This is a genomic window from Humidesulfovibrio sp. (genome assembly GCF_031082295.1).
Taxonomy (GTDB): Bacteria; Desulfobacterota; Desulfovibrionia; order Desulfovibrionales; family Desulfovibrionaceae; genus Humidesulfovibrio.
In genome coordinates, this window is record NZ_JAVHLD010000017.1 from 36,275 (window position 1) to 56,769 (window position 20,495).

Below are 20,495 nucleotides of genomic sequence, written 5' to 3' on the forward strand. Positions count from 1 at the left end.
CCCTTGCATCGGGCCGTCCGGAGCGCTAGAACTTCGGGGCAACATCGGAGGCACCAATGCGCAACCAGCCCCCCGTCCAGACAAAATTCGCCACCCTGGCCCTGACCTTGACCCTGCTTCCGGCCGCCCTGTGCGGCTGCGGACTGGAACGGCGCACCTCGCCGGAGGCCACGCCCCCCCCCGCTGCCGAGACCGCTGCCGTCAACGCCACCGCTGCCACCCAGGCCGCGCAATTCCAGCCGGGCCTGGACGCCCTCGGCGTGGCGCGCCAGCTCGATGTGCTCGTCAACGACACCGACCCGTCCTCGCCGGACTTCGCGCGGCTGCGCGCGGAGCTGGTGCGCAAGGCTTCCGACCAGTCCTACACCGGCGTGCTCTCCCTCCCCGGCGACCTGCGCCTGGCCTTGAGCCGCGTGGCGGCCTTCAACCCGCCGCAGATGCGCGAGCGCTGGCAGCGCCACCAGAAGGCCCTGGATGAGGCCGCGGCCCTCTACGCCGAGCACCCGCCCGTGGACACCGACGCCCTGAACGGGGCCAAGGTGATGCGCCGACTCGGCCCGGCCCTGTATCTGGTGCGGCTGAACAACGGTGACACGGCGTTCTTTTCCACCGCGCGCAGACTCAAAAACGGCGCCAAGCTTCGCGGCATCCCGGCAGTGGAGAAGCCCCGCCCCAAGGCCGACACGGCCTCCGGCGACCTGGTGGACGAACTGGCAGACTCGGCCAGAACCTACGAAGCCATAACAAAGCAGGAGGCGCAGAAGATCAGGGCCGAGCGCGCCCCGGTGCTGGCGCGGCTCAAGGAGCTGGACGCGGAGCGCGCCAGGTTCCAGCGCTCCATCGACGAGGATCTGGCCAGCCTGGACTCCCTGGCCCGCGACGTGAACGCGGTCATCAGCCCACGCCTGCTGGGCCTGACCGGCCCTGGCGGTTCCTCCTTCGGCGAGCGCCCGACGACGCGGCGGCTGGTGCACCAGGTCAAGCGCCTGGCGCACACCTACAGCCCGGTGCAATACTACCGCTACGCCCTGCCCGTCACCGGGCACAGGCAGCTGGACTCCACCCTGCGCGACTACATCGAGGGCCGGAAGAAGGCGGTGCTGGAACTGCTGCGCACTGTTGGCGTGGGCCGCGGCCATGCCAGGGCCAACGTGGACCTGGTGGCCTTCAAGAGCTTCACGGCCTCGCCAGACCTGTGGTCCGTCCGCTTCGAGGCCAGCCGCGACACTGGCGGCGCGCACCCCAACCAGACCTTCGCGTCCTTCGTGTTCGACGTGAGGAACCAGCAGGCCCTTGGGTTGGGCGACATCTTCAAGGATCTCCCGGCGGGTCTGACCCTGCTCTCGGAGTTGGCGGCGCGGCGCATGGAGCTGGTGTTGGATGGCCGGGTGTTCCCCGAGGGGCTGGAGCCCAAGGCCGAGAATTTCCAGGTTTTCGTCATCGACGGCCTGGACCTGGTGTTCAGCTTCCCGCCGTACCAGATGGGCAGCTATGCAGAGGGGCCGCAGACCCTGCGCGTGCCGCTGGCGCACCCTCGCCTGCTGCCGCTGCTGTCCCCCAGGCTGCTGCAGGCCCTGGGCGCGAAGCCGATGCTGTAAGGCTCACAGGCCTACTTTCTGCGGCGGCCCTCGGCGTCGGCGGCCTTGAGGGCGGCGAGCACCAGGGCCGGGGATATCTCCACCGGCTCGTTGTGGATGCTCTCCTCCGGGGCGCAAGCCTTTTCGGCGACCAGGCGCAGCTCCGGGTCCGTGACCCCCTCAAGCCCCAAATCCGCGAACGTGGTCGGCAGGCCAAGGGCCGCGCACAGGGCGTACACCTCGTCGATGAGCGCCAGCGGCTTGTCCGTCAGGAACAATGACGCGAGCACGCCGAAGGCCACCTTCTCGCCGTGATACCTGCTGTGGCACCCGGCCAGGGCCGTCAGGCCGTTGTGGATGGAGTGGGCCGCGGCAAGGCCGCCGCTCTCGAACCCCAGGCCGCTCAGCAAGGTGTTTGCCTCCACCACGCGCTCCAGGGCAGGCGTGATCACCCCGGCCTCGCAAGCCGTGAGCGCCGACACCCCCCAGTCCCGGATGGTCTCGTAGCAGAGCCGCGCCAAGGCCTGGGCGGTCATGGAGCCGACGTCCCCGGCGATGTTCCGGCCACGGCTGACGCGGCAGGATTCGGCCTCGAACCAGGTCGCCAGCGCATCACCCATGCCCGACACCAGGAACCGGGCCGGAGCCTTGGCCATGACCTCGGTATCCACGAGAACAAGATCAGGGTTGCGGGGCAGCAGGTCCACCCGGTGGAACACGCCCTCCGGTGTGTACACCACGCAAACCGAGCTGCAGGGCGCGTCCGTTGAGGCGATGGTGGGCACCACGGCCACCGGGAGCCCAGCCCTTGAGGCCACGGCCTTGGCCGCGTCCATGGTCTTGCCCCCGCCGATGGCGGTCACGGTCTCGGCCCCGAAATCCTTGGCCGCCGCCAGCAGCCGCTTGATCTCCTGGTCCGTGCACTCCCTGCCGAAACGCTCCACCCAAACGGCCCCGGCCTGCTCCAGATCGGGCATCAGCGGGGGAAGAAGCTGCTCCAGGGGGTGCGGGGAGCAGACCAGAAAATGCCTGCGCCCCAGACGGGCCAACTCTCTGCCCAGGCGGGCAAGAGCTCCGGCGCCCTGCACGTAGCGCCCGGGAAACAATGTGGTGCTGAGCATGCTCCTCCCCTTTGCCCGAAAGGCGTCGTGTTCCGGGCAGGCTGTTCTTTGCTTCCGCGTGATGCGCGGAGGAAAGGCTGCGTGTTTTTGGCTCCCGTCACATCCGAACAGGTGGCCTAGCGGCCCTCTTTACGGTCGTTGATGTTCTTCATGGTCACGCCCGCCAGGCATCCGGCGAGCAGGCCAAGGCCAAGCAACCGGCCCATGTTGGCCTCGGGGAGAAGCCACCCGGCCATGACCGCCAAGGACCCGCCCAGGATCACTCCGCGCGCCAGGTAGTTGAGCGTCCCGGCAAAACGCTTGTCCGCTGGCGAGAACTCGTCCTTCTTCTGCGGCTCCGTGTTTCTTTCCCTCTTCGAGCGCTTGCCCATGAATTCCTCCGAATGAATTTCGTCATCGCATTCAACCACAAATCCGCAAGGGACTCAACCCCGCACTTGTTTTATGAAATCGTTTATTTTCAAGGCCTGAGAATACCACTTGACATCGACTTTCAATATCACTACTTCTCTTCATGCATGGTGCAGGCCCGCGTGGGCGCGCCAAAAGGAGAAAGACAATGTGGCAAGACATCATTGTATACGCGATTGTGGCTGTGGTGGCCGGGCTTGTGGCCTGGCAGTTCTACCGGAAGCTCACGGGGAAGTCCTCCTGCTGTGGCGGTTGCGCCAGCAAGGGAGCCTGCGGCGGAGAAAATGGAGCCGGGCCGCGCCCCTTGCGCCCCCTGAACCACTCGGGTTGCGGTTGCGGGCATTAGCCTCGGCCGCTCCTTCCCGCATGCCGCACAATCCAAGGAGACACCCGTGAACAATTGCATCACCCTGCGCCAGGCGCAGGTGAACCAGAAACTGCGCATCTGCTCCGTGGGCGCCCAGGGCGAACTGGGCCGCCGCATTCGCGACATGGGCCTCATGCCCGGCGTGGAAGTGACCGTGGTGGGAAAGGCCCCGCTGCGCGACCCGGTGGCCCTGCGCCTGCGCGACTTCACCCTTACCCTGCGCAACAGCGAAGCCGACCATATCGTCGTCGAACTTGTGGAGGGCTAGATGGAAACCCTCGTGCAAGAGCACAGCATGACCATCGGCCTTTCCGGCAACCCCAACTGCGGCAAGACCACCATGTTCAACGCCCTGACCGGTTCCCACCAGCATGTGGGCAACTGGCCGGGCGTCACCGTGGTGACCAAGATGGGCCACGCCCGCGTCGGCTCCGGCGCGACCTCGCAGGAAGTGGACATCGTGGACCTGCCCGGCACCTATTCCCTCACCGCCTATTCCGAGGAAGAGAAGGCAGCGCGGAACTTCCTCATCAACACCCGGCCTGCGGCGGTCATCGACGTGATGAACGCGGACGCCCTGGAGCGCAACCTGTACCTGGCCGTGCAGATTCTTGAGCTGGGCGTGCCGCTGGTGCTGGCGCTGAACATGATGGACGAGGTGCGCAAGCACGGCAAGGACATCGACACGGCCCTTCTGACCAAACTTACCGGCTGCCCCGCCATCGAGACCGTGGCGCGTTCGGGCAAGGGCAAGCAGGAGCTGCTCGACGCGGCCTTCCTGCTCGCCAAGGACAGAAACGGCCGCTGGGATCCGCTTGTCATTTCCTACGGGCCAGACCTGGACCCGGTGCTGGCGGAGATGGAAGCCATCATCACCAAGGCCGGGGAACTGGTCGGGCAGGTGCCGCCAAGATGGGTGGGCATCAAGATCCTTGAGGGCGACGAATCCATCATCAACCGCTGCCGCGAGGCCAATCCCGAGGTGGCGGCGCGGCTGGAGGCGCTGGTGGCGAAGGTTTCCGAACACCTGGGCCGGACCTTGCGCGCCAGCCCCGACGCCATCATCGCCGACTACCGCTACGGCTACATAACCGGCATCGCCCGGCAGGTGGTGCGCTACCCAAAGGTGGACGCCGAGCGCATCCGCCTTTCCGACCGCATGGACCAGGTGCTGACCCACCAGTTGGCAGGGCCGCTGGTCATGGCGCTCGTCATCTACCTTGTCTACATCCTGACCTTCAAGGCCGGGGCGCTGCCCATGGAGATGGTCCAAGACGCCTTCGCCTGGCTGGGCAAAACCGCCGAGGCGGCCATGCCCGACGGACTCCTGCGCTCGCTTGTGGTGTCCGGCGTCATCGCCGGCGTGGGCGGGGTGCTTGGCTTCGTGCCGCTCATCATGATCATGTTCTTCCTCATCTCCGCGCTGGAGGACTCCGGCTACGTGGCGCGCATGGCCTACATGCTCGACCGCGTGTTCCGCATCTTCGGCCTGCACGGCACCAGCGTGCTGCCCTTCATCGTTGCGGGCGGCATCGCTGGCGGCTGCGCCGTGCCCGGCGTCATGGCCACCCGCGCGCTCAGAAGCCCCAAGGAAAAGCTGGCCACCCTGCTCGTCACCCCGTTCATGACCTGCGGAGCCAAGGTGCCAGTGTTCCTCATGCTGGCCGCGGCCTTCTTCCCAGGCTCAGAGGCCGGGGTCATGTCCCTGGTGACGCTCACGGCCTGGGTGGCGGCCCTGCTGGTGGCAAAACTGCTGCGCTCCACCGTGGTCAAGGGCGAAAGCACGCCCTTTGTCATGGAGCTGCCGCCCTACCGCATGCCCACCCTCTCCGGCCTGTGCATCCACACCTGGGAGCGCTCCTGGGACTACATGCGCAAGGCCGGCACCACCATCCTGGCCATCTCCGTGCTGCTCTGGGCGGCCATGACCTTCCCCGGCCTGCCCGCCGACCGCGCCACAGCCTTCGACGCCCGCGAGGCGGCGGTCCAGGAGCAGATCGACGCGGCCAAGGCCCAGGGCCAGGAAGCCTCGGCGCTTGAGGAAGCCCTCAAGCAGGTGGGCGCGGACCGGTCCGAGGAGGCGCTCAAGGCCTCCGCAGCCGGACGCGCCGGCGTGGCTTTGGAATCCGTGAGCCACTTGGCGGGCTTCAACTGGCGCGTGAACATCGCGCTGGTGGGCGGGCTGGCGGCCAAGGAGGTCATCGTCTCCACCCTGGGCACGGCCTACTCCCTGGGCGAAATCGACACGGAGGACGCCGAACCGTTGTCGAGGCTCATGGCTGCGGATCCGAGCTTCCCGCGCTCCGCCGCCCTGGCGCTGATCATCTTCGTCATCCTGTACGCGCCCTGCTCCGTAACCATCGTGACCATGGCCCGCGAGTCCAGCTGGAAGTGGGCCGTCTTCGCCATGACCTTCAACACCTCGCTGGCTTTCGTGGCCGCCGTGGCGGTGTTCCAAACCGCGCGGCTGTTCAGCTAGCGCCACGGCCTCGCCCCACCCCAACGCCCCGGCAGCCGCAAGGCTGTCGGGGTTTCTTGCGCAAATGGCCCGCCCAACGGCCCTGCACAGGCTTCCCTTTCGCGGCCAAACCGCCTATGTTCGGCGCGCATGCCCGACAGGACAACCCTCGCGACAGCCCCCAACCAAACGGCCTCTTCCCTGGCCGCGGCATTGCGCCGCGCCGTCTGGGAGGTGCTGGCCCAGAGCCTGCGCGTGTGCCGCGAGCTCTTCGTGGTCATGGTTCCGGTGGTCATCGGCGTGAAGGTTCTGCAGGAGCTTGGTGCGGTGCCGTGGCTGGCCTGGCCCCTCACCCCGCTCATGACCCTGGTGGGCCTGCCGCCGGAGATGGGCCTGGTCTGGGCCACGGCGCTTTTGAACAACATTTACAGCGCCATCATCGTCTTCCTGACGCTGAACACCACCCTGACCCAGGCCCAGATGACGGTGCTGGCCACGCTGATCCTGGTGGCCCACAACATGCCGGTGGAGCTCGGCATCGCGCGCAAGTCCGGCGCGCGCCTGCGCTTCCAGATCCTGTCGCGCTTTTTCGGCGCGCTCATCCTGGGCATGATCCTGAACGCCGCCTACCACGCCAGCGGCACCCTGCAAGATCCCGCCGTGGTGCTCTTCGCCCACCCCCAGGCAGACCCGGCCCCGTCGCTTTGGCTTTGGGCCGTGGGCGAGGCCAGCAAGCTCGTGTCCATCGCGCTCATCATCACCGCGCTCATGGCCGTGATGCGCCTGTTGACCGAGGTGGGCGCCATCGGCCTGCTGAACCGGCTCTTGCGGCCAGTGCTGGCATTCATCGGCATCGGCCAGGCGGCCTCGGGCATCACCGTGGCCGGCCTGACCCTCGGCGTGACCTACGGCGGCGGGCTCATCATCAACGAAGCCCAGAGCGGCCGCGTGGACAAGCGCGACGTATTTTTCTCCCTTACCCTCATGGGCCTGTGCCACAGCCTCATCGAGGACACCCTGCTCATGGCCATGCTGGGGGCGCACCTCTCCGGCATCCTGTGGGCTCGGCTCCTCTTTGCGCTTGGGGCCACGGCCTTGCTTGTCAAATGCTCTGCGCGCCTGGCCCCGGGGCTGGCGGACCGCCTGCTGTGGTCCGACCTGGCGCGCACCCCTGCACCCTGAACCAAGGAGTTTTCATGTCACCGGAACCGAAGACCGTCCAGACCGCCAACGCTCCCGCCGCCATCGGCCCCTATTCCCAGGCCGTGACCTATGGCGGACTGGTGTTCCTAAGCGGCCAGCTCGGCATCATTCCGGCCACCGGGATCATCCCGGAGGACTTCGCCATCCAGACCAGGCAGGCCCTGGACAACGTGCGCGCCGTGGTGGAGACCGCCGGCTCAAGCCTTGAGCGCGTGCTCTCCGTCGATGTCTTCCTTATCGACATGGGCCGCTTTGGCGAGTTCAACGAAATTTACAGCACCTACTTCACCAGCCACAAGCCCGCCCGGGCCGCCGTGGCCGTGGCCGCGCTGCCGCGCGAGGCCCAGGTGGAAGTGCGGGTGGTGGCGGCCCTCCCCTAGGCCCGGCCAAATCGCGAAATACAAATGGCGGCGCCCCCCAGGGAGGACGCCGCCATTTCTCTTTGCCGGGAGCCGGACCTAGGAGCAGCCGCAGCCGCCAGAGCCGCAACCGCCGCCGGAGTCACCGCTGCCGCAGCCGCCGGAACCGCAACCGCCAGAGCCGCCGCCGAGCTGATTCTCGGACTCCACGGAGAAGCCGTACTCGCCCGCGTCGATGGCGATCTTGCCCGCCGAGGCGAGCAGAGCCTTCTCCGCCAGCAGCGTGTAACCCAGGCATTCAACGGTTTCGTCGCCGTCGCGGGGCTCGTCCAGGGCCAAGGACAGCTTGGGTCCGCAGCAGCCCCCTGCCAGGAAGATGCGCAGGGGGGATTTCTCCTTGTCCGCAAAATAGCCGTCGAGCTGGTCGCGGGCGGCTTCGCTCAATGTGATCATGGGCGCTCCTTGTGTGCGAAGTTGTGTTTAGGTATGGCTTGGCCACAGTGAACATCCAGGCTGCCGGACGCCGCCGCAAAAAAAGGGCGGCGCTCCGTGGAACGCCGCCCTTGATCGTCGTGGGGATTGTGAGCTTAGCAGGAACAGCCGCCGGAGGAGGCTCCCCCGCTGCCGCAGCTGCCGCCGCATCCGCCGCCGCCCATGTTCATGGGATTTTCCGAATCGACAGAGAAGCCGTAGCTCGTCATGTCGATGCGGATGGCGCCGGTTTTCTCTCCGAGGGCCCGCTCCACTACAAAGCTGTAGCCCATCACGTCGTAGGTGTCGTCGTTCTCACGCGGCTCATCCAGAGCCAGCGACAGTCTCGGGCCGCTTCAGCCCCCGGACGCCATAAAGACGCGAATCGGGGTCTTCTCTTTGTCCGCAAAGTACCCGTCGAGCTGGGTCTTGGCGGCTTCAGTCAGTTCAACCATCACAAGCCTCCTTGAACGTTGGTGGAAGGAGGATAGATAATGTCGCCGTCCGGCTTTGTCAAATGGGCAATGCCAAACATACGTAGACCGTTGACCGCTAGGCCGCTCTGGGCTACATGCCATCCCTTGGGGAGCGAATACCCGCCTCCCCTGAACGAACACCATACGATGAGGATTCCCATGAGCACCAAGGATCTCATCCTAGCCACCGCCAAGGACATGATCTCCGAGGTCGGCTTCCATAAGATGACCACGGCCAATCTGGCCAAGCGAGCGGACATCTCGGAGGGCACGATTTACCGCCACTTCGAGAGCAAGGACGACATCCTCCAGCACATCCTGGACGACTTCGACGAGAAGTACCAGTCCCTCTCCGAGACCTGCCGCGCACGCATGGACAAGGGCACGCTGTCGCTTGACGACCTGCTCGGGAGCCACTTCACCTTCCTCGACGCCAACGCGGCGGACATCAAGATCGTGCTCGGCACCTACAGCATTCTGGACATCACCCGCCGGTCCATGGCCCGGTTCATCGAGCGCATGCGCGCCCTGTTCGAGGACTTCCTGGCCCACGGCCACAAGGACGGCACCCTGATCGAAGTCCCGCTGAAGCCCACCGGCCTGATTCTGGCCAACATGTTCTTCGGGCTCATGCGCATCAAGCTCTACTGGCCGGAGATCGATGATTTCTCCAAGGAAGCCGTGGAGTTCTGCCGCCGCAGCCTGACCCAGGCCGGAGCCAAGTAATGAGCGACGCCCGCACCATCATGACGGCCAAGGAAATGGCCCGCACCCTGGAGCGCCTGGCCTCTGAGGTCATCGAGCGCCGGGGCGAGGACGAGACCCTTATGCTCGTTGGCGTGCAGCGCCGCGGCGTGGACCTTGCCCGGCGCCTGAAAGCGATTCTGGACGCGCGACTCAGCGTCCCGACCTTGTTCGGCATGCTCGACATCAATCTCTACCGCGACGACTGGAGCAACCTGGGCATCTCGCCGACCATCAGCAGCACGGACATTCCAGCTGGCATCGAGGGCGCCAACGTCATCCTGGTGGACGACGTGCTCTACTCCGGCCGCACCACCCGCGCCGCCCTGGAGGCCATCCTCGACTTCGGCCGCCCCCGGCGCGTGGAACTGCTGGTGCTCATCGACCGTGGGCACCGCGAGCTGCCCATCCAGGCCGACTACGTGGGCAAGCGCGTCAATACCGCCAGCCATGAGCGGGTGGACGTGCTCGTTGCCGAGCGCGACGAGCAGGACAAAGTCCTCCTGCGCGCAAAGGCCTAAGCCTCTCACCTCCCCGGCCCTGCCATGAACGTTTCCTTCGATTCCGATCCGACCCCTGGCGCGCGCCTCGTCGAGACCGGCTGCGTCAGCCTCATCGGCATGGCCGGGGCGGGCAAGTCCACCCTGGGCCGCCTGCTGGCCGAAAAGCTCGGCTGGGCGCACCTGGACACCGACCGGCTCATCGAGTCCTACTACGGCCTGCCGCTGCAGGCGCTGCTGGACGGCATGGGCCTGGCGGACTTCCTCAAGGCCGAGGAGACATTGGTGTCCATGCTCGGCGTGCGTCGCGCGGTGATCTCCACCGGCGGCAGCGTCATCTACGGCCCTGCCGCCATGGAGCGCCTGAAGCTCCTGGGGCCGGTGGTGCACCTGTCCATCAGCCTGGAGACCTTCCTGGGGCGCGTGGGCGATGCGGGAAACCGGGGCCTGGCCATCGCGCCGGGCCTGACCAGGGAAGACCTGTATCGCGAGCGCCAGCCCTTGTACGAGGCCGCCGCCGACCATACCCTCTCCACCGACACAACTGACCGCATGGCCAACGTGGAAGCCCTCTACGCCTGGCTGACCCAGGAGCCGGACGCATGAGCAAGGCCAAGAAGACCGCCGCCCTGAAACGACTGGCCGACCTGTATCGGCGCATGGACGAAGCCTACGCCGCGGCGGCCACGCCCATTGGGCTTTCCTGCGCGGGCTGCGCCGACAGCTGCTGCGAGACCATGTTCCGGCACCACACCTACGTGGAGTGGGTCGGCCTGTGGGACGGCCTCGGCAAGCTGCCCGCAGCCCGTCAAGCCGAGATCAGGGACGCCGCCGAGAACTGGATACGCCGCCACCAGAACCCCCTGCTGCCGGGCGTGCGGCCCCGCGTGCCCTGTCCACTGGCCCAGGAATCGCCCGAGGGACTGCGCTGCGGCCTCTACGACGCCCGGCCCATGGTTTGCCGCCTGCACGGCGTGCCCAACATCCTCATCCGCCCCCGTGGCGGGCAGTCGGCCTTCCCCGGCTGCGACCGCGCCCAGACCCTGGGCAAGACGTGCGAACCCGCGCTGCTCGACCGCACCCCGCTCCTGACCGAACTGGCCAGGCTGGAAATGGACATGGTCGGCCGGGACCGCATGGCCAAGATGCCGCGCGTGGACCTGACCATTGCGGAAATGATCCTGCTTGGGCCGCCTAAAATCTAAAGCCTCCCCCCTTGGCAGCTTCCGGGCGGGAATGCTATGGTTCCCTCCACGTCCGTCAGCCCTCGCGCTGACAACCACGGGAGGACCGCAATGAACACCACCACCCGCCTCATGCTGGCGTCCCTGTGCCTGCTTTTGCTGGCTCCGTCCTTGGCCCGGGCCCAGGACGGGGGCATGGTCTCAAGCGATGACATCCTGAAGCAGTTGGAAAAGAAGTCCGAGCCGGAAGCGGGCAAATCCCGCAGCTTCCGCGGCATCCGCATCAACAAGGTCGGCGATGACAAGGCCCAGGCCGCGCAACCGGCCCAGCAAGCCGCACCCCAGGCGGACAAGGGCGCGGAGCCAGGCCGGGACATGGCCCAGACAGCGCCGGCGGAGAAGCCTTCCGTCACGGTCTACCTCTACTTCCAGTCCGGCTCGGCAGAACTGGCGGGCGAGCACTCCAAGAAGCAGCTTGCCGCCCTGGGCAAGGCCCTCAGTTCTCCGGCACTGGCGGGAGCCGTCTTCGAGATCGGCGGACACACCGACTCCCAGGGCTCTGAAGCCGCGAACCAGACCCTGTCCGAGCAGCGCGCCGCGCATATCCGTGACCTGCTGGTGAAGTCCTACGGCGTATCGGCCGACAGGGTGACGGCCAAGGGCTATGGCGAGTCGCAGCCTGTGGCCAGCAACGACGCCGAGGCGGGCCGCGCCAAGAACCGTCGCGTCGTCATCAAGCGTCTGGACTAGACGCGTGAGCAGCGAGCGCGGGGCGCCCCTGATTGCATGGAGCGATGACCTGGCCCTGGGCGACGCCACCATCGACAGGCAGCACAAGGGCTTGGTGGATCTCATCAACGAGATGCACAGCCACCTGGACTCACCGGACAGGGAGACCCAGGTGATGCGCTGTCTGACCAGCATGTATCTCTTCGCCAAGGAGCACTTCTGGGACGAGGAGGCCTTGATGGAGCGTGTGGGCTACCCTGACCGGGAACGCCACGCCGCGCTGCACCGGGAGTTCGTGCAGCAGACCCACGACCTCACGGACCGCAGCCTGTCCGACGCGGCTCCCTACGAGGACCTGCTCGACTTCCTGGTGACCTGGTTCCACGACCACACGTCCACGGAAGACGCCAAGCTGGTGACCTTCGTCAAGGCCACCAGCCTTTCTTGACCGTCCCCGCCTAGGCCACGCCGTATGGCAACGCCGGGTAGGGGCCGGCCTTCTCGATGGCCGTGCCCAGCCAGGCGATGGCCCGCCCCAGTTGGCGCATGTTGCGCAGCCCCTCAGCGTCTCCCGCCGCCTGGCCCGGCTCCATGCCATAACCCAGGTTCCAGTAGGTCGATCCAGGCACAACCATCTGCTGGATCAAAAAGAGATGGTTCATAGTGTCGAGCACGTGGGTGCCGCCCCCACGACGCACTGCCACCACAGCCGCTCCCACCTTTCCCGCCAGCAGGCAGCCGTTGGCTAGGCAGACCACGCCTGCGCGGTCAATGAGCGCCTTCATCTCAGCCGAAACATCCGTAAAGTAGGTCGGTGAGCCGAGAAGAATGGCGTCCGCGGTGATCATCTTCTCCAACACCTCGTTCAGGGTATCCTTGTCGAAGGCGCAACGCTTGTTTCGCAGTTCGAAGCACTTGCCGCAGGCCCGGCAGCCGTGGATGCTCTTGCCGCCGATCTGCAACAATTCTGTGCTCCACCCAGCGGCCTCCAGGGGCTCCAGCACCGTCTTGAGCAAAAGCTCCGTGTTGCCGCCCTTGCGCGGGCTACCATTGATGGCGATGACCTTCATGATCGTTCTCCAAGTTTGATGTTGACTCCCGAAGCCGGGAGTACTAGCGGATACCCATTACCTGCGCTTGTGACAAGTACTGAATATTTTGTCAGGTACTAACATAATGTATAGTATGGAGGGGCAGAAGCATGGCTGGACGCTGCGGACAAAAAACCCTGGGGGACAAGAGCTACCGCTGCTACTTCGAACTGGCGCTGCTCGTCATGGGCGGCAAGTGGAAGCCCATCATCCTGTACCACCTTGGCGCGGGAGGAGTGCTTCGCTTCAGCGACCTTTCGCGTTCCATGCCCGACATCACCGACCGCATGCTCACCCGCCAGCTGCGCGAGCTGGAGGCCGATGGGCTCATCCACCGCGAGGTGTACCGGCAGGTGCCGCCCAAAGTGGAATACTCGCTGACCGCGATGGGACTTGGCCTGTACCCGCTGTTGCTGGACATGGCCACCTGGGGCATGGCCTACGAGCAGGCCCAGGGCGGGCCGGAGCTCGCTCCCGGGGAACACTACGAGCCCAAAAAACCGCTCCCCCTGCACCCCCGCTACGCCGAGGCCGCCTTGGCCGCCAGCGGCAGCCCGAACAGTGGCCGAAACGGCCCCGAGTGCACCGCCAGCAGAGTGAGCGGCACCACGACGCCAGCGGCCGACGCGGCCAGCACAAGGTAGACGAGCGCCACCGGGGCCTGCCAGGAAGCCAGCAGGAAACCCGTGCTCACGATGACCGGCTGGTGCAGTATGTAGAAGGGCATTGCGGCCTCGCGGAGGGTGGCCAGGGTGGGGGTGTCGCGGTTCAGCCAGCGCGCCGCGTGCCCCTGCAGCGCCATGAGGATGAGCCAGCATCCGGCCGAGCGCAACACAAGCGAGCCGAGCATCCCAGGCACCAGAAGCAGCGCCAGCACCGTTGCCAGGCCTGCGGGCAATAGCGCCCAACGCAGGCGTTCCTGCTCCTCGCGGACCCAGGCCGTACGCCCCATCAGGCAGCCCAGGCAGAAGATCGTCAGATATGAGAGCGGGCTCCAGCCGCCAAAGATCCGCGTGCCGATTCCATGCGGGGAGACGCTGACGGCGAGTTCCACCGCGTAGAGCGGCAGCCAGCCGAGGGCCAGCGCCAGCCCCCGTGCTCCCCGCGCGAAAGGCTCGGGCTGTTCGGGCGCTTGCGGCGCGTCCTGGCCGGGCCTGGGCAGCAGGACGAGGACCGGGCAGACCAGCAGGCTGAAGAGCAGCAGCATCCCCAGGTACCACAGGTGCAGGCCCATCCAGGCGAAGTTGCCGCCGAAGGCGTAGAATCCGTCATAGTAGTGCGGGTAGAACTCCCAGAACGTGCCGCCGTAGGCTCCGTGCCCCACGCGCTCGATCCACACCTGCAGGGGCGAGTTGATCACCAGCGCGCCGAAGGCGAAAGGCAGGCCCAGGCGCAGCAGCCGCCCGCGCAGGTGCGTCCACAGGCTGCGCGAGCGCAGGGACGCCCAGGCGCTCTGGCCCGAAAGCAGGAAGAACGTCGGCATGAGCCACAGCGTCGCGGCGCGCATAAACGGCCTCAGTTCATCCGTGGCAACGACGCTTTTCACGTGCCAGTCGTCGCCGTCAATGAAGCGCCCGCAATGAAACAGGAACACGCAGGCCAGGGCCAGCACGGTGAGCCAGTCCTGATCGTACCGCCTGCCGCCGGATTTCGCGCCCTCCGCCATGCGCACCTCCCAAAACGCAAGCGCGGCGCAAGGCCTGAACCCTGCGCCGCGCAGTGCGTGACTTTACGTCATTCCCGCCTCTACTATCCCAGGGCCAGGATGGGCTCGACGATCTTCTGCAGGGCCTTGCCCGTGGGGGTATCGGCCTTGACCTTCATGAACGCGTAGCCCTCGTCGCCACTGCGCACGACCTCCGGGTCCATGGGGATGCGCCCCAGGAAACGCACGCCCATCTCCTTGGCCAGGGCCTCGCCGCCGCCGGCGTTGAAGATGTCGTGGGTGGTGTTGCACGTGGGGCAGACGAAGCCGCTCATGTTCTCCACGATGCCGAGCACCGGGTTGCCCATCTGGTTGCAGAAGGTCACGCTGCGGCGCACGTCGTCCACGGCCACGCCCTGGGGGGTGGTCACGATGACGGCGTGGGCCTCCTTGCCGAGGGTCTGCAGCGCGGCAAGCGGCTCGTCGCCGGTGCCGGGGGGACAGTCGGTGACCAGGTAGTCGAGGTCGCCCCAGGTCACGTCGCGCACGAACTGCTTGATGAGGCCGAGCTTCATGGGGCCGCGCCAGATGACCGCGGTTTCCTTGTCCGGGATGAGGAAGCCCAGGGACATGACCCAAAGGTTGCTGCTGTAGGGCACGGGCTCCATGTGGTCCGGCTCGATATGCGGCTTCGCGTCGCCGAGGGAGAGCAGGCGCGGAATGCTCGGGCCGTGGATGTCCACGTCGAGCAGGCCCACCTTCTTTCCGGCCATGGCCAGGGCCAGGGCGATGTTGGTCGCCACCGTGCTTTTGCCCACGCCGCCCTTGCCCGAGAGCACCACTATCTTGTGCTTGATGCGGCCCAGGGTCTTGGCGATCTTCTCGTCCACCGGCTTGTCGCCGCAGGACTTGGGGTCGTGCCCGGAAGAGCAGCCGCCGGAGTTCGATGCCGAGGGGCAGCCTTTGCAGGAATTGCTCATTTAAATCTCCTTAAGGAACCGGAAAAACCCGGCGGAATTGATGGGACAGGCGGTCAAGGCCTGCAAGGCAAGGCCGGACGGCGACATGTCAAACACTGGGCAAACGGAGTTCGGTCTGGCTACCAAAGGGGCTTGTTGGACTTGGCCAGGTAGTCGTCCAGGTCTTCGATCTCGTCGCTGGGCCAGGGGCACTGCAGGTTGACGAAGTTCACCAGGTCCATCAGCGCGTCGATGGTGTCGCACTCCGGCCCGAACGGCTTGAGCGGCAACAGGGCCACGGGATCGAAGCCCTTGGCCTTGCACCAGTCGCGCGTGGCGCCAAAGCCGGAGCCCGGCACGCTCTCGTCCAGGCAGGGCAGCACCAGCACGGAGACCCCGGCGTGCTTGCCGTAGACAGCCTCGGCGTCCTCGCCCTGGCGCAGCGCATGGCCAAGCATCACCAGCGGATAGGCATCGCGGAAGAGCGCGCGCCACTGGTTGCGCTGCATGTTGAAATTGGGCTTCAGGTGGCGCGACATCAGGCGTCGCACAGAGGCCTCCGATGGGCCGCTCACGAGCACGGCGAGTTTGGGCGTGGCCTTGGTCATGGTCGCCTACCGCTTGCCGGCCCGGGCCTTGCGCAGCCAGTCGTACCAGGGCTCCAGCCCCTCTTGCGTGCGGCAGGCCACGGGGAAGATCTCAATGTCCTTGTTGAGCTTCTTCGCGTGGGCGCTGGCGGCCTCCAGGCTGAAGTCCACGTAGGGCATGAGGTCGGTCTTGTTCAGGAGCATCACCGAAGAGAGGTGGAACATGAGCGGGTATTTCTCCGGCTTGTCATCGCCCTCGGTGACGGACAGGATGCTGACCTTGTGGTCCTCGCCCAGGTTGAACTCCGCCGGACAAACCAGGTTGCCCACGTTCTCGATGAACAGGATGTCCAGGTCCTTCATGTCCAAGACGGCGATGGCGTCCTGAATCATGGAGCTGTCCAGGTGACAGCCGCCCTCGGTGTTCACCTGCACGGCCTGGGCGCCGGTGGCGGCCACGCGCCGGGCGTCGTTGTCGGTCTGCAGGTCGCCCTCGATGACGGCCATCTTGAACTCGCCCTTGAGGTCGGCCAGGGTGCGCTCGAGCAGGCTGGTCTTGCCCGCGCCGGGGCTGCTCATGAGGTTCAGGCAGAGAATCTTGTTGCCGTCGAAATATTCCTTGAGGCTGGCGGCGCGGCGTTCATTGGCCTCCAGCACATTGCGGACGATGGTCACGGTCTTGGACATGATGCGCTCCAGTTCAGGCCGCTCCGCCCTTGTCGTCAAGGACGTCGGCCTCGATTTCTTCGATGTAGAGTTCCTTGCCGCTGATGATGTCGTGCCCGAGGATCTCCTCGCAGGACGGACAAGGCATGTACTGCTTGTCCTCTGGCTCGAACTCCAGGCCGCAGGAGCCGCAGGCCACGCGCAGGGGCTGGTCGATGATCTCAAGCGCCACGCCCTTGAGCTCGCCTTCCTGGGTCAGACACTCCCAGCCGAAGCTGAGCGCGTCGGACACAGCGCCGGAGAGCGCGCCATTGACAACGCGCACGCGCATGATGCGCTCCATGCCGTGCTTCACCCGCTCTTCGCGGATGATGTCGATCATGCTTTGGATCAGGGATAGTTCATGCATGGGTTTCGGGCATAGCGCAAAAGACGGGGCGCGGCAAGGCCGACAGCGGCGCAGCCTCAGGAAGCCGGAGCCGGCGGAGCGGCCGGGGCGTCCTTCTGGGGCGGCGGCTGGATGCCCAGCGCCTTGCAGCTGATGCACCGCCCGCAGGCGATGGCGCGGGTCTTGCCCTCGTAGATGGGCCTGCGGCAGGACCAGGTGTGCGCGCGCAATTCCGGCGGGATCGCGTCCCAAACTTCGCGCTTGGTCAACTGGGCCACCGGGAAGATGTACTCCGAAGGGTTCTGGTTCAGCGCCTTCACCGCGCGGAAGATTTCCTGGGCCCGGGCCATGCGCGCCAGGAAGTTATGCCCGGCCTCATCGATGTCTGTTTTTGTGCGGCCCAGGGCCACGTAGCGGATGTCCGGGGTGGCGTTGCAGATGTTCCCGGCCATGAAGGCGCAGAGGTCTGCGTCCCAGATGATCTGCTGGTTGAAGGCCGGGTAGCGGTGCAGGCTCTCGGAATAGCTGAACTCCCGGTAGCCGCTCTTGCGCAGGTGCTCCATGGCGCCCAGGGTGGCGGCATGCTCCACCAGGGCGCGGTTCTCCGGGTTCACCAGGTGCATGTGGTGCACATGCACGGCGTAGTCCCGGTACTCTTCCTTGGTCAGCAGGAAATGGAGCATGCCCGCCGAGTCCAGCCCGCCGGAATACATGCAGAGGATGACACCTTTCATGACAGCTCCAGAAGGCTGCGCGCCTCGGCGCAGGTTGCAGGTCGAAGCTCCAGGCGCGCCGCCATTTCACGCACCCGCAGGATCAAATCCACATTGCGCGCCGGCACGGTCCGCTCCCGGTCGAACCAGATGGCGTCCTCCACTCCCAGGCGCACATGCCCGCCCATCAGAAGCGCCGCGAGGTTCATGGGCAGCTGCGCGCGCCCCACGCCCCCGGCAGCCCAGAGCGCGGACTCCGGCAGCAGGGAGGCCAGGTGGCAGAGCTCCGGCAGGCTGCCCTGGGCCGTGTTCACCCCGCCGAGGATGAGGTTCACGTACAACGGCCCGGAAAGCTCGCCCTTGCGTTCGAGATGGCGCAGGGTCGCCACCATGCCCGTGTCGAAGACCTCCAGCTCGGGCCGGATGCCCCGCTCGCGCATCTTCCTGGCCAGGGCCAGGATGGTGTCCGGCTCGTTGATGTTGGCCTCGCGCCTGAAATTGAAGGACCCGAGCGTCAGGCTGGCCATGTCCGGCTTCGCCAAGCCATCCAGGTCCAGCACGGCGGCGCGCTCCGGCAGGCTGGCCCCGGCGCGTCCGCTGGCGGACACGCAAAGGATGGCCTCCGGGCGCCGGCTGCGGATGCCCGCCACGATGTCCGCGTAGACCTCGGGGTCGTGGGTGGGACGGCCCGCGGCGTCGCGGGCGTGCACGTGCAGGATGTTCGCGCCCGCCTCCACGCAGGCCACGGCGTCGGCGATGATCTCGTCCGGGGTCAGCGGCACATGAGGGGTGTCGGCGCGGGTGGGCACCATGCCCGTCAGGGCGGCGTTGATGAGGAACACACCCGGAGCCGCAGTCATTATACTTTCCGCCAGCGGGTCAGGTCGGTCTCAAGGGTGGTCCACTCCGCAATGCCCTCGTGCCCGAAGGGGTGCAGCTTGGGCAGCGAACCCACGCGCACGTAGCCGAAGTGTTTCTCGTACCAGGCGATGGTCTCGGGCCGGTCGGAGTTTGTGGACAAGGTCTTGATGCCCATGCCGCAGAGCACGTCCATGCGCTTTTCCTGCAAGAGGCGCCCTATGCCGTGGCGCCTGGCTTCTGGCAGCACGGCCAGAAGCGTGGTTTTGGCGCGGTCTGCGGAGAGCACCTTGTAGCCCGCCACGCCGACGACCCTGCCGTCCAGGCGCGCGACAAAGGCGCAGGCGAGGTCGAATTCCGGCACCTCGGGCGAGGGGATGTGGTGCATGTTGGCGGTCTCAAGCACAGCCAAAATGCCCGGCCAGTCGGCTTGGGCGGCGGGCTCGATGAGCACTGCGTTGGCACTGTCGCTCGATGTCATGGGACCGCTCCACTCACACACAAACAGATGGGGGGACTCTGGCCAGTCTAGTGCAGGCGGGGCGGGGTTGGCAAGGCCCGGCCAAGCTCAGCAGGCTCCTGGCGCGTCGGACGCTGTGGGCTGCTCCAGCTCCCATACCTGGCGCAGGGCGGCCAGCACCGCGCACAGGGCCGGGTCGGCGGCGCGGTCCTTGCGGTACAGGAAACAGATGTCGATGGGCAGGCTGTCGTGGGGCCAGACGCACACGTCACCGCATTTCTCCCAGCCGCGAGCCTCGTCGTGGTGCATCAGCCCCAGGCCCGCGCCGCTGGCCACCAGCGCCTTGAGGGTGCCCTCGTAGTCCGTTGTGGCGACCTTCTTGACGACGTTGGTATAGGGTCCGAGCTGGCGCTCCAAAAGCGCGCGGCAAGGACAAGCGTCGGTAAACCAGACCCAGGATTCTTCGGCCAGCTCCTGCCAGCCAGCGTTCTTGAGGCGCTCGGCCCAGGCGGCCGGTGCCACCACGTGCAAGGAAGTGGTGGCGAGCTTCATGGCCTCCACCTCCCCGGCCAGGGCCGGAGGCAGCGGCTCGGCCACGAAGGCGAAACCTCCGTCCAACCGCCCTGCGCGCACGTCCTCGGTAATGATGTGGCTGCTGCTCTGGGGCAGGTGCACCTCAAGCTTCGGGTGCGCCACCCGCAGGGCGTCCACCAGTTGGCGCACGCGCAACAGGTCCGGGTCGGTGTTCAGCGCGATGCGCAGCACGCCGGTCAGGTTCTCCCGCAGGGACCGCGCCTGGGACAACAGCTCGCCCACGCTCCTGAGCGCCGCCTCGGCCTGGGCCTTGAGCGCCTGGCCCTCCCGCGTGAGCTGCATGCCTCGCGCACTGCGCACGAACAGCACCACGCCAAGCTCCTCCTCCAGAGCCTTCACATGCGCTGAAACCGCAGGCTGGCTGATGAAGAGCTTCTCCGCAGCGCGGGTCAAATGGCCTTCCTCGGCCACGGCCACGAACGTGCGCAACTGATAGAGTTCCATCCCAAATCCTCCGGCCACTGGACTACCTGAACGAAACGGCTTTGAGGCATCACGATTCCTGAACCCTCGGTTCAGGCATTGCGATTGGACCCCGGCGCAAACAGACTGCTAGGACTCTCCTCACAGGGCTGCGTGGCCACCCCCGTTCATGCCACGAACCCTGCCGGAACGTCCAGAACCCAATTAAACCAAGGAGGCCGCCATGATTCCCATGCTCGTTGAAGTCGCTCGGTTCCTACGCTACCTGCTGACCCCGGAATCTCCCGTGGCCGCCGTGCAATACGACTGCGCCGCCGCAGGCGCCACCAAGGCCGCGCTGTGGATGAGCATGGCCGTAGCCGCCGGCATCGCCCTGGCGCGACTGCTGGGCCAGGGAGCCTAAGGCGGCCCGAGACGGTCTGAGCGGTCAGCGCCTCCGGCGGCCAAGGGGCCTGAGGCCCCTTGGAACCCCCATTACGCCGAAAGGGCTGTTTCAGGAGGAACCTGAAAC

General features: G+C 66.4%; 27 protein-coding genes and 1 pseudogene. 14 read left to right on the top strand and 14 right to left on the bottom strand.

Annotated features, from left to right (window positions below; all coding sequences use genetic code 11):
• Window positions 1–56 precede the first annotated feature (56 nt).
• Window positions 57–1,598 (top strand): RsiV family protein, encoded by a 1,542-nt coding sequence (locus tag RDU24_RS10190; RefSeq protein ID WP_308735646.1) that lies wholly within the window; start codon window positions 57–59, stop codon window positions 1,596–1,598.
• 11 nt (window positions 1,599–1,609) lie between these two features.
• Here the strand turns inward: RDU24_RS10190 and RDU24_RS10195 are convergent, their stop codons facing one another.
• Window positions 1,610–2,698, bottom strand: a complete 1,089-nt coding sequence (locus RDU24_RS10195) for a glycerol dehydrogenase (RefSeq protein WP_308735647.1) — start codon at window positions 2,696–2,698, stop codon at window positions 1,610–1,612.
• A 116-nt stretch (window positions 2,699–2,814) separates the two neighbouring features.
• Complete coding sequence (locus RDU24_RS10200) at window positions 2,815–3,069, bottom strand: hypothetical protein (protein ID WP_308735648.1); 255 nt, start codon at window positions 3,067–3,069, stop codon at window positions 2,815–2,817.
• 188 nt (window positions 3,070–3,257) lie between these two features.
• Between RDU24_RS10200 and RDU24_RS16005 the strand changes: the two genes are divergently transcribed.
• The 5 genes from RDU24_RS16005 to RDU24_RS10220 all read left to right on the top strand — a co-directional run bounded on the left by RDU24_RS16005 (window position 3,258) and on the right by RDU24_RS10220 (window position 7,517).
• Window positions 3,258–3,455 carry a FeoB-associated Cys-rich membrane protein gene (locus tag RDU24_RS16005; RefSeq protein ID WP_374989759.1) on the top strand — a complete coding sequence of 66 codons (198 nt, stop codon included), beginning with the start codon at window positions 3,258–3,260 and terminating at the stop codon, window positions 3,453–3,455.
• A gap of 46 nt (window positions 3,456–3,501) precedes the next feature.
• Window positions 3,502–3,744, top strand: a complete 243-nt coding sequence (locus tag RDU24_RS10205) for a FeoA family protein (protein ID WP_308735649.1) — start codon at window positions 3,502–3,504, stop codon at window positions 3,742–3,744.
• A complete protein-coding gene (feoB, locus tag RDU24_RS10210; RefSeq protein WP_308735650.1) occupies window positions 3,745–5,955 on the top strand; it encodes a ferrous iron transport protein B in 2,211 nt (736 codons plus the stop codon).
• A 129-nt stretch (window positions 5,956–6,084) separates the two neighbouring features.
• Window positions 6,085–7,116, top strand: coding sequence for a nucleoside recognition domain-containing protein (locus RDU24_RS10215; RefSeq protein ID WP_308735651.1), 1,032 nt, complete (start codon window positions 6,085–6,087; stop codon window positions 7,114–7,116).
• Between the two features lie 14 nt (window positions 7,117–7,130).
• Window positions 7,131–7,517, top strand: coding sequence for a Rid family detoxifying hydrolase (locus tag RDU24_RS10220; protein WP_308735652.1), 387 nt, complete (start codon window positions 7,131–7,133; stop codon window positions 7,515–7,517).
• A gap of 78 nt (window positions 7,518–7,595) precedes the next feature.
• Here RDU24_RS10220 and RDU24_RS10225 read toward each other — a convergent pair whose 3' ends face one another.
• A complete protein-coding gene (locus RDU24_RS10225) occupies window positions 7,596–7,949 on the bottom strand; it encodes an IscA/HesB family protein (protein WP_308735653.1) in 354 nt (117 codons plus the stop codon).
• Window positions 7,950–8,083: 134 nt separating this feature from the next.
• A complete protein-coding gene (locus RDU24_RS10230; RefSeq protein ID WP_308735654.1) occupies window positions 8,084–8,422 on the bottom strand; it encodes an IscA/HesB family protein in 339 nt (112 codons plus the stop codon).
• A 180-nt stretch (window positions 8,423–8,602) separates the two neighbouring features.
• On the opposite strand from RDU24_RS10230, the gene RDU24_RS10235 reads away from it, so the two are divergent.
• The 6 genes from RDU24_RS10235 (at window position 8,603) to RDU24_RS10260 (ending at window position 12,048) form a co-directional block, all read left to right on the top strand.
• Window positions 8,603–9,169 carry a TetR/AcrR family transcriptional regulator gene (locus RDU24_RS10235; protein ID WP_308735655.1) on the top strand — a complete coding sequence of 189 codons (567 nt, stop codon included), beginning with the start codon at window positions 8,603–8,605 and terminating at the stop codon, window positions 9,167–9,169.
• Window positions 9,169–9,708: a bifunctional pyr operon transcriptional regulator/uracil phosphoribosyltransferase PyrR gene (gene pyrR, locus RDU24_RS10240; RefSeq protein ID WP_308735656.1), complete on the top strand. Its 540-nt coding sequence runs from the start codon at window positions 9,169–9,171 to the stop codon at window positions 9,706–9,708. Before RDU24_RS10235 ends, pyrR begins: the two co-directional genes overlap by 1 nt.
• Window positions 9,709–9,732: 24 nt before the next feature.
• Complete coding sequence (gene thrB, locus RDU24_RS10245; RefSeq protein WP_308735657.1) at window positions 9,733–10,293, top strand: homoserine kinase; 561 nt, start codon at window positions 9,733–9,735, stop codon at window positions 10,291–10,293.
• Window positions 10,290–10,892: a hypothetical protein gene (locus RDU24_RS10250; protein ID WP_308735658.1), complete on the top strand. Its 603-nt coding sequence runs from the start codon at window positions 10,290–10,292 to the stop codon at window positions 10,890–10,892. The genes thrB and RDU24_RS10250 overlap by 4 nt, the downstream gene beginning before the upstream one ends.
• Window positions 10,893–10,982: 90 nt before the next feature.
• Entirely contained in the window at window positions 10,983–11,621 is a 639-nt protein-coding gene (locus RDU24_RS10255) for an OmpA family protein (protein WP_308735659.1), read from the top strand.
• Between the two features lie 4 nt (window positions 11,622–11,625).
• On the top strand, window positions 11,626–12,048 hold the full coding sequence (locus RDU24_RS10260) for a bacteriohemerythrin (protein ID WP_308735660.1): 423 nt from the start codon (window positions 11,626–11,628) through the stop codon (window positions 12,046–12,048).
• A 10-nt stretch (window positions 12,049–12,058) separates the two neighbouring features.
• Here RDU24_RS10260 and RDU24_RS10265 read toward each other — a convergent pair whose 3' ends face one another.
• The gene (locus tag RDU24_RS10265) at window positions 12,059–12,670 is read right to left on the bottom strand and encodes a flavodoxin family protein (protein WP_308735661.1); all 612 of its coding nucleotides are present in this window, start codon (window positions 12,668–12,670) and stop codon (window positions 12,059–12,061) included.
• Window positions 12,671–12,801: 131 nt separating this feature from the next.
• Between RDU24_RS10265 and RDU24_RS10270 the strand changes: the two genes are divergently transcribed.
• Window positions 12,802–13,335 carry a winged helix-turn-helix transcriptional regulator gene (locus RDU24_RS10270; protein ID WP_308735662.1) on the top strand — a complete coding sequence of 178 codons (534 nt, stop codon included), beginning with the start codon at window positions 12,802–12,804 and terminating at the stop codon, window positions 13,333–13,335.
• A 20-nt stretch (window positions 13,336–13,355) separates the two neighbouring features.
• Here the strand turns inward: RDU24_RS10270 and RDU24_RS10275 are convergent.
• The 9 genes and pseudogenes from RDU24_RS10275 to RDU24_RS10315 form a co-directional block, all read right to left on the bottom strand.
• A pseudogene (locus RDU24_RS10275) lies at window positions 13,356–14,357 on the bottom strand (acyltransferase family protein); the annotation flags it as partial.
• 83 nt (window positions 14,358–14,440) lie between these two features.
• Window positions 14,441–15,316, bottom strand: a complete 876-nt coding sequence (locus RDU24_RS10280; protein WP_308735663.1) for an Mrp/NBP35 family ATP-binding protein — start codon at window positions 15,314–15,316, stop codon at window positions 14,441–14,443.
• A 119-nt stretch (window positions 15,317–15,435) separates the two neighbouring features.
• A complete protein-coding gene (locus RDU24_RS10285) occupies window positions 15,436–15,903 on the bottom strand; it encodes a hypothetical protein (RefSeq protein WP_308735664.1) in 468 nt (155 codons plus the stop codon).
• Between the two features lie 6 nt (window positions 15,904–15,909).
• On the bottom strand, window positions 15,910–16,569 hold the full coding sequence (gene hypB / locus RDU24_RS10290; protein ID WP_308735665.1) for a hydrogenase nickel incorporation protein HypB: 660 nt from the start codon (window positions 16,567–16,569) through the stop codon (window positions 15,910–15,912).
• 13 nt (window positions 16,570–16,582) lie between these two features.
• On the bottom strand, window positions 16,583–16,957 hold the full coding sequence (locus tag RDU24_RS10295) for a hydrogenase maturation nickel metallochaperone HypA/HybF (protein ID WP_308735666.1): 375 nt from the start codon (window positions 16,955–16,957) through the stop codon (window positions 16,583–16,585).
• Window positions 16,958–17,013: 56 nt separating this feature from the next.
• Window positions 17,014–17,670, bottom strand: a complete 657-nt coding sequence (locus RDU24_RS10300; RefSeq protein ID WP_308735667.1) for a hypothetical protein — start codon at window positions 17,668–17,670, stop codon at window positions 17,014–17,016.
• The gene (locus RDU24_RS10305) at window positions 17,667–18,509 is read right to left on the bottom strand and encodes a 3-keto-5-aminohexanoate cleavage protein (protein ID WP_308735668.1); all 843 of its coding nucleotides are present in this window, start codon (window positions 18,507–18,509) and stop codon (window positions 17,667–17,669) included. The genes RDU24_RS10300 and RDU24_RS10305 overlap by 4 nt, the downstream gene beginning before the upstream one ends.
• Window positions 18,509–18,988 carry a GNAT family N-acetyltransferase gene (locus tag RDU24_RS10310; RefSeq protein WP_308735669.1) on the bottom strand — a complete coding sequence of 160 codons (480 nt, stop codon included), beginning with the start codon at window positions 18,986–18,988 and terminating at the stop codon, window positions 18,509–18,511. The genes RDU24_RS10305 and RDU24_RS10310 overlap by 1 nt, the downstream gene beginning before the upstream one ends.
• An 87-nt stretch (window positions 18,989–19,075) precedes the next feature.
• Window positions 19,076–20,005 carry a LysR family transcriptional regulator gene (locus tag RDU24_RS10315; RefSeq protein ID WP_308735670.1) on the bottom strand — a complete coding sequence of 310 codons (930 nt, stop codon included), beginning with the start codon at window positions 20,003–20,005 and terminating at the stop codon, window positions 19,076–19,078.
• A 202-nt stretch (window positions 20,006–20,207) separates the two neighbouring features.
• On the opposite strand from RDU24_RS10315, the gene RDU24_RS10320 reads away from it, so the two are divergent.
• Window positions 20,208–20,387, top strand: a complete 180-nt coding sequence (locus RDU24_RS10320; protein ID WP_308735671.1) for a hypothetical protein — start codon at window positions 20,208–20,210, stop codon at window positions 20,385–20,387.
• Window positions 20,388–20,495: the final 108 nt, after the last annotated feature.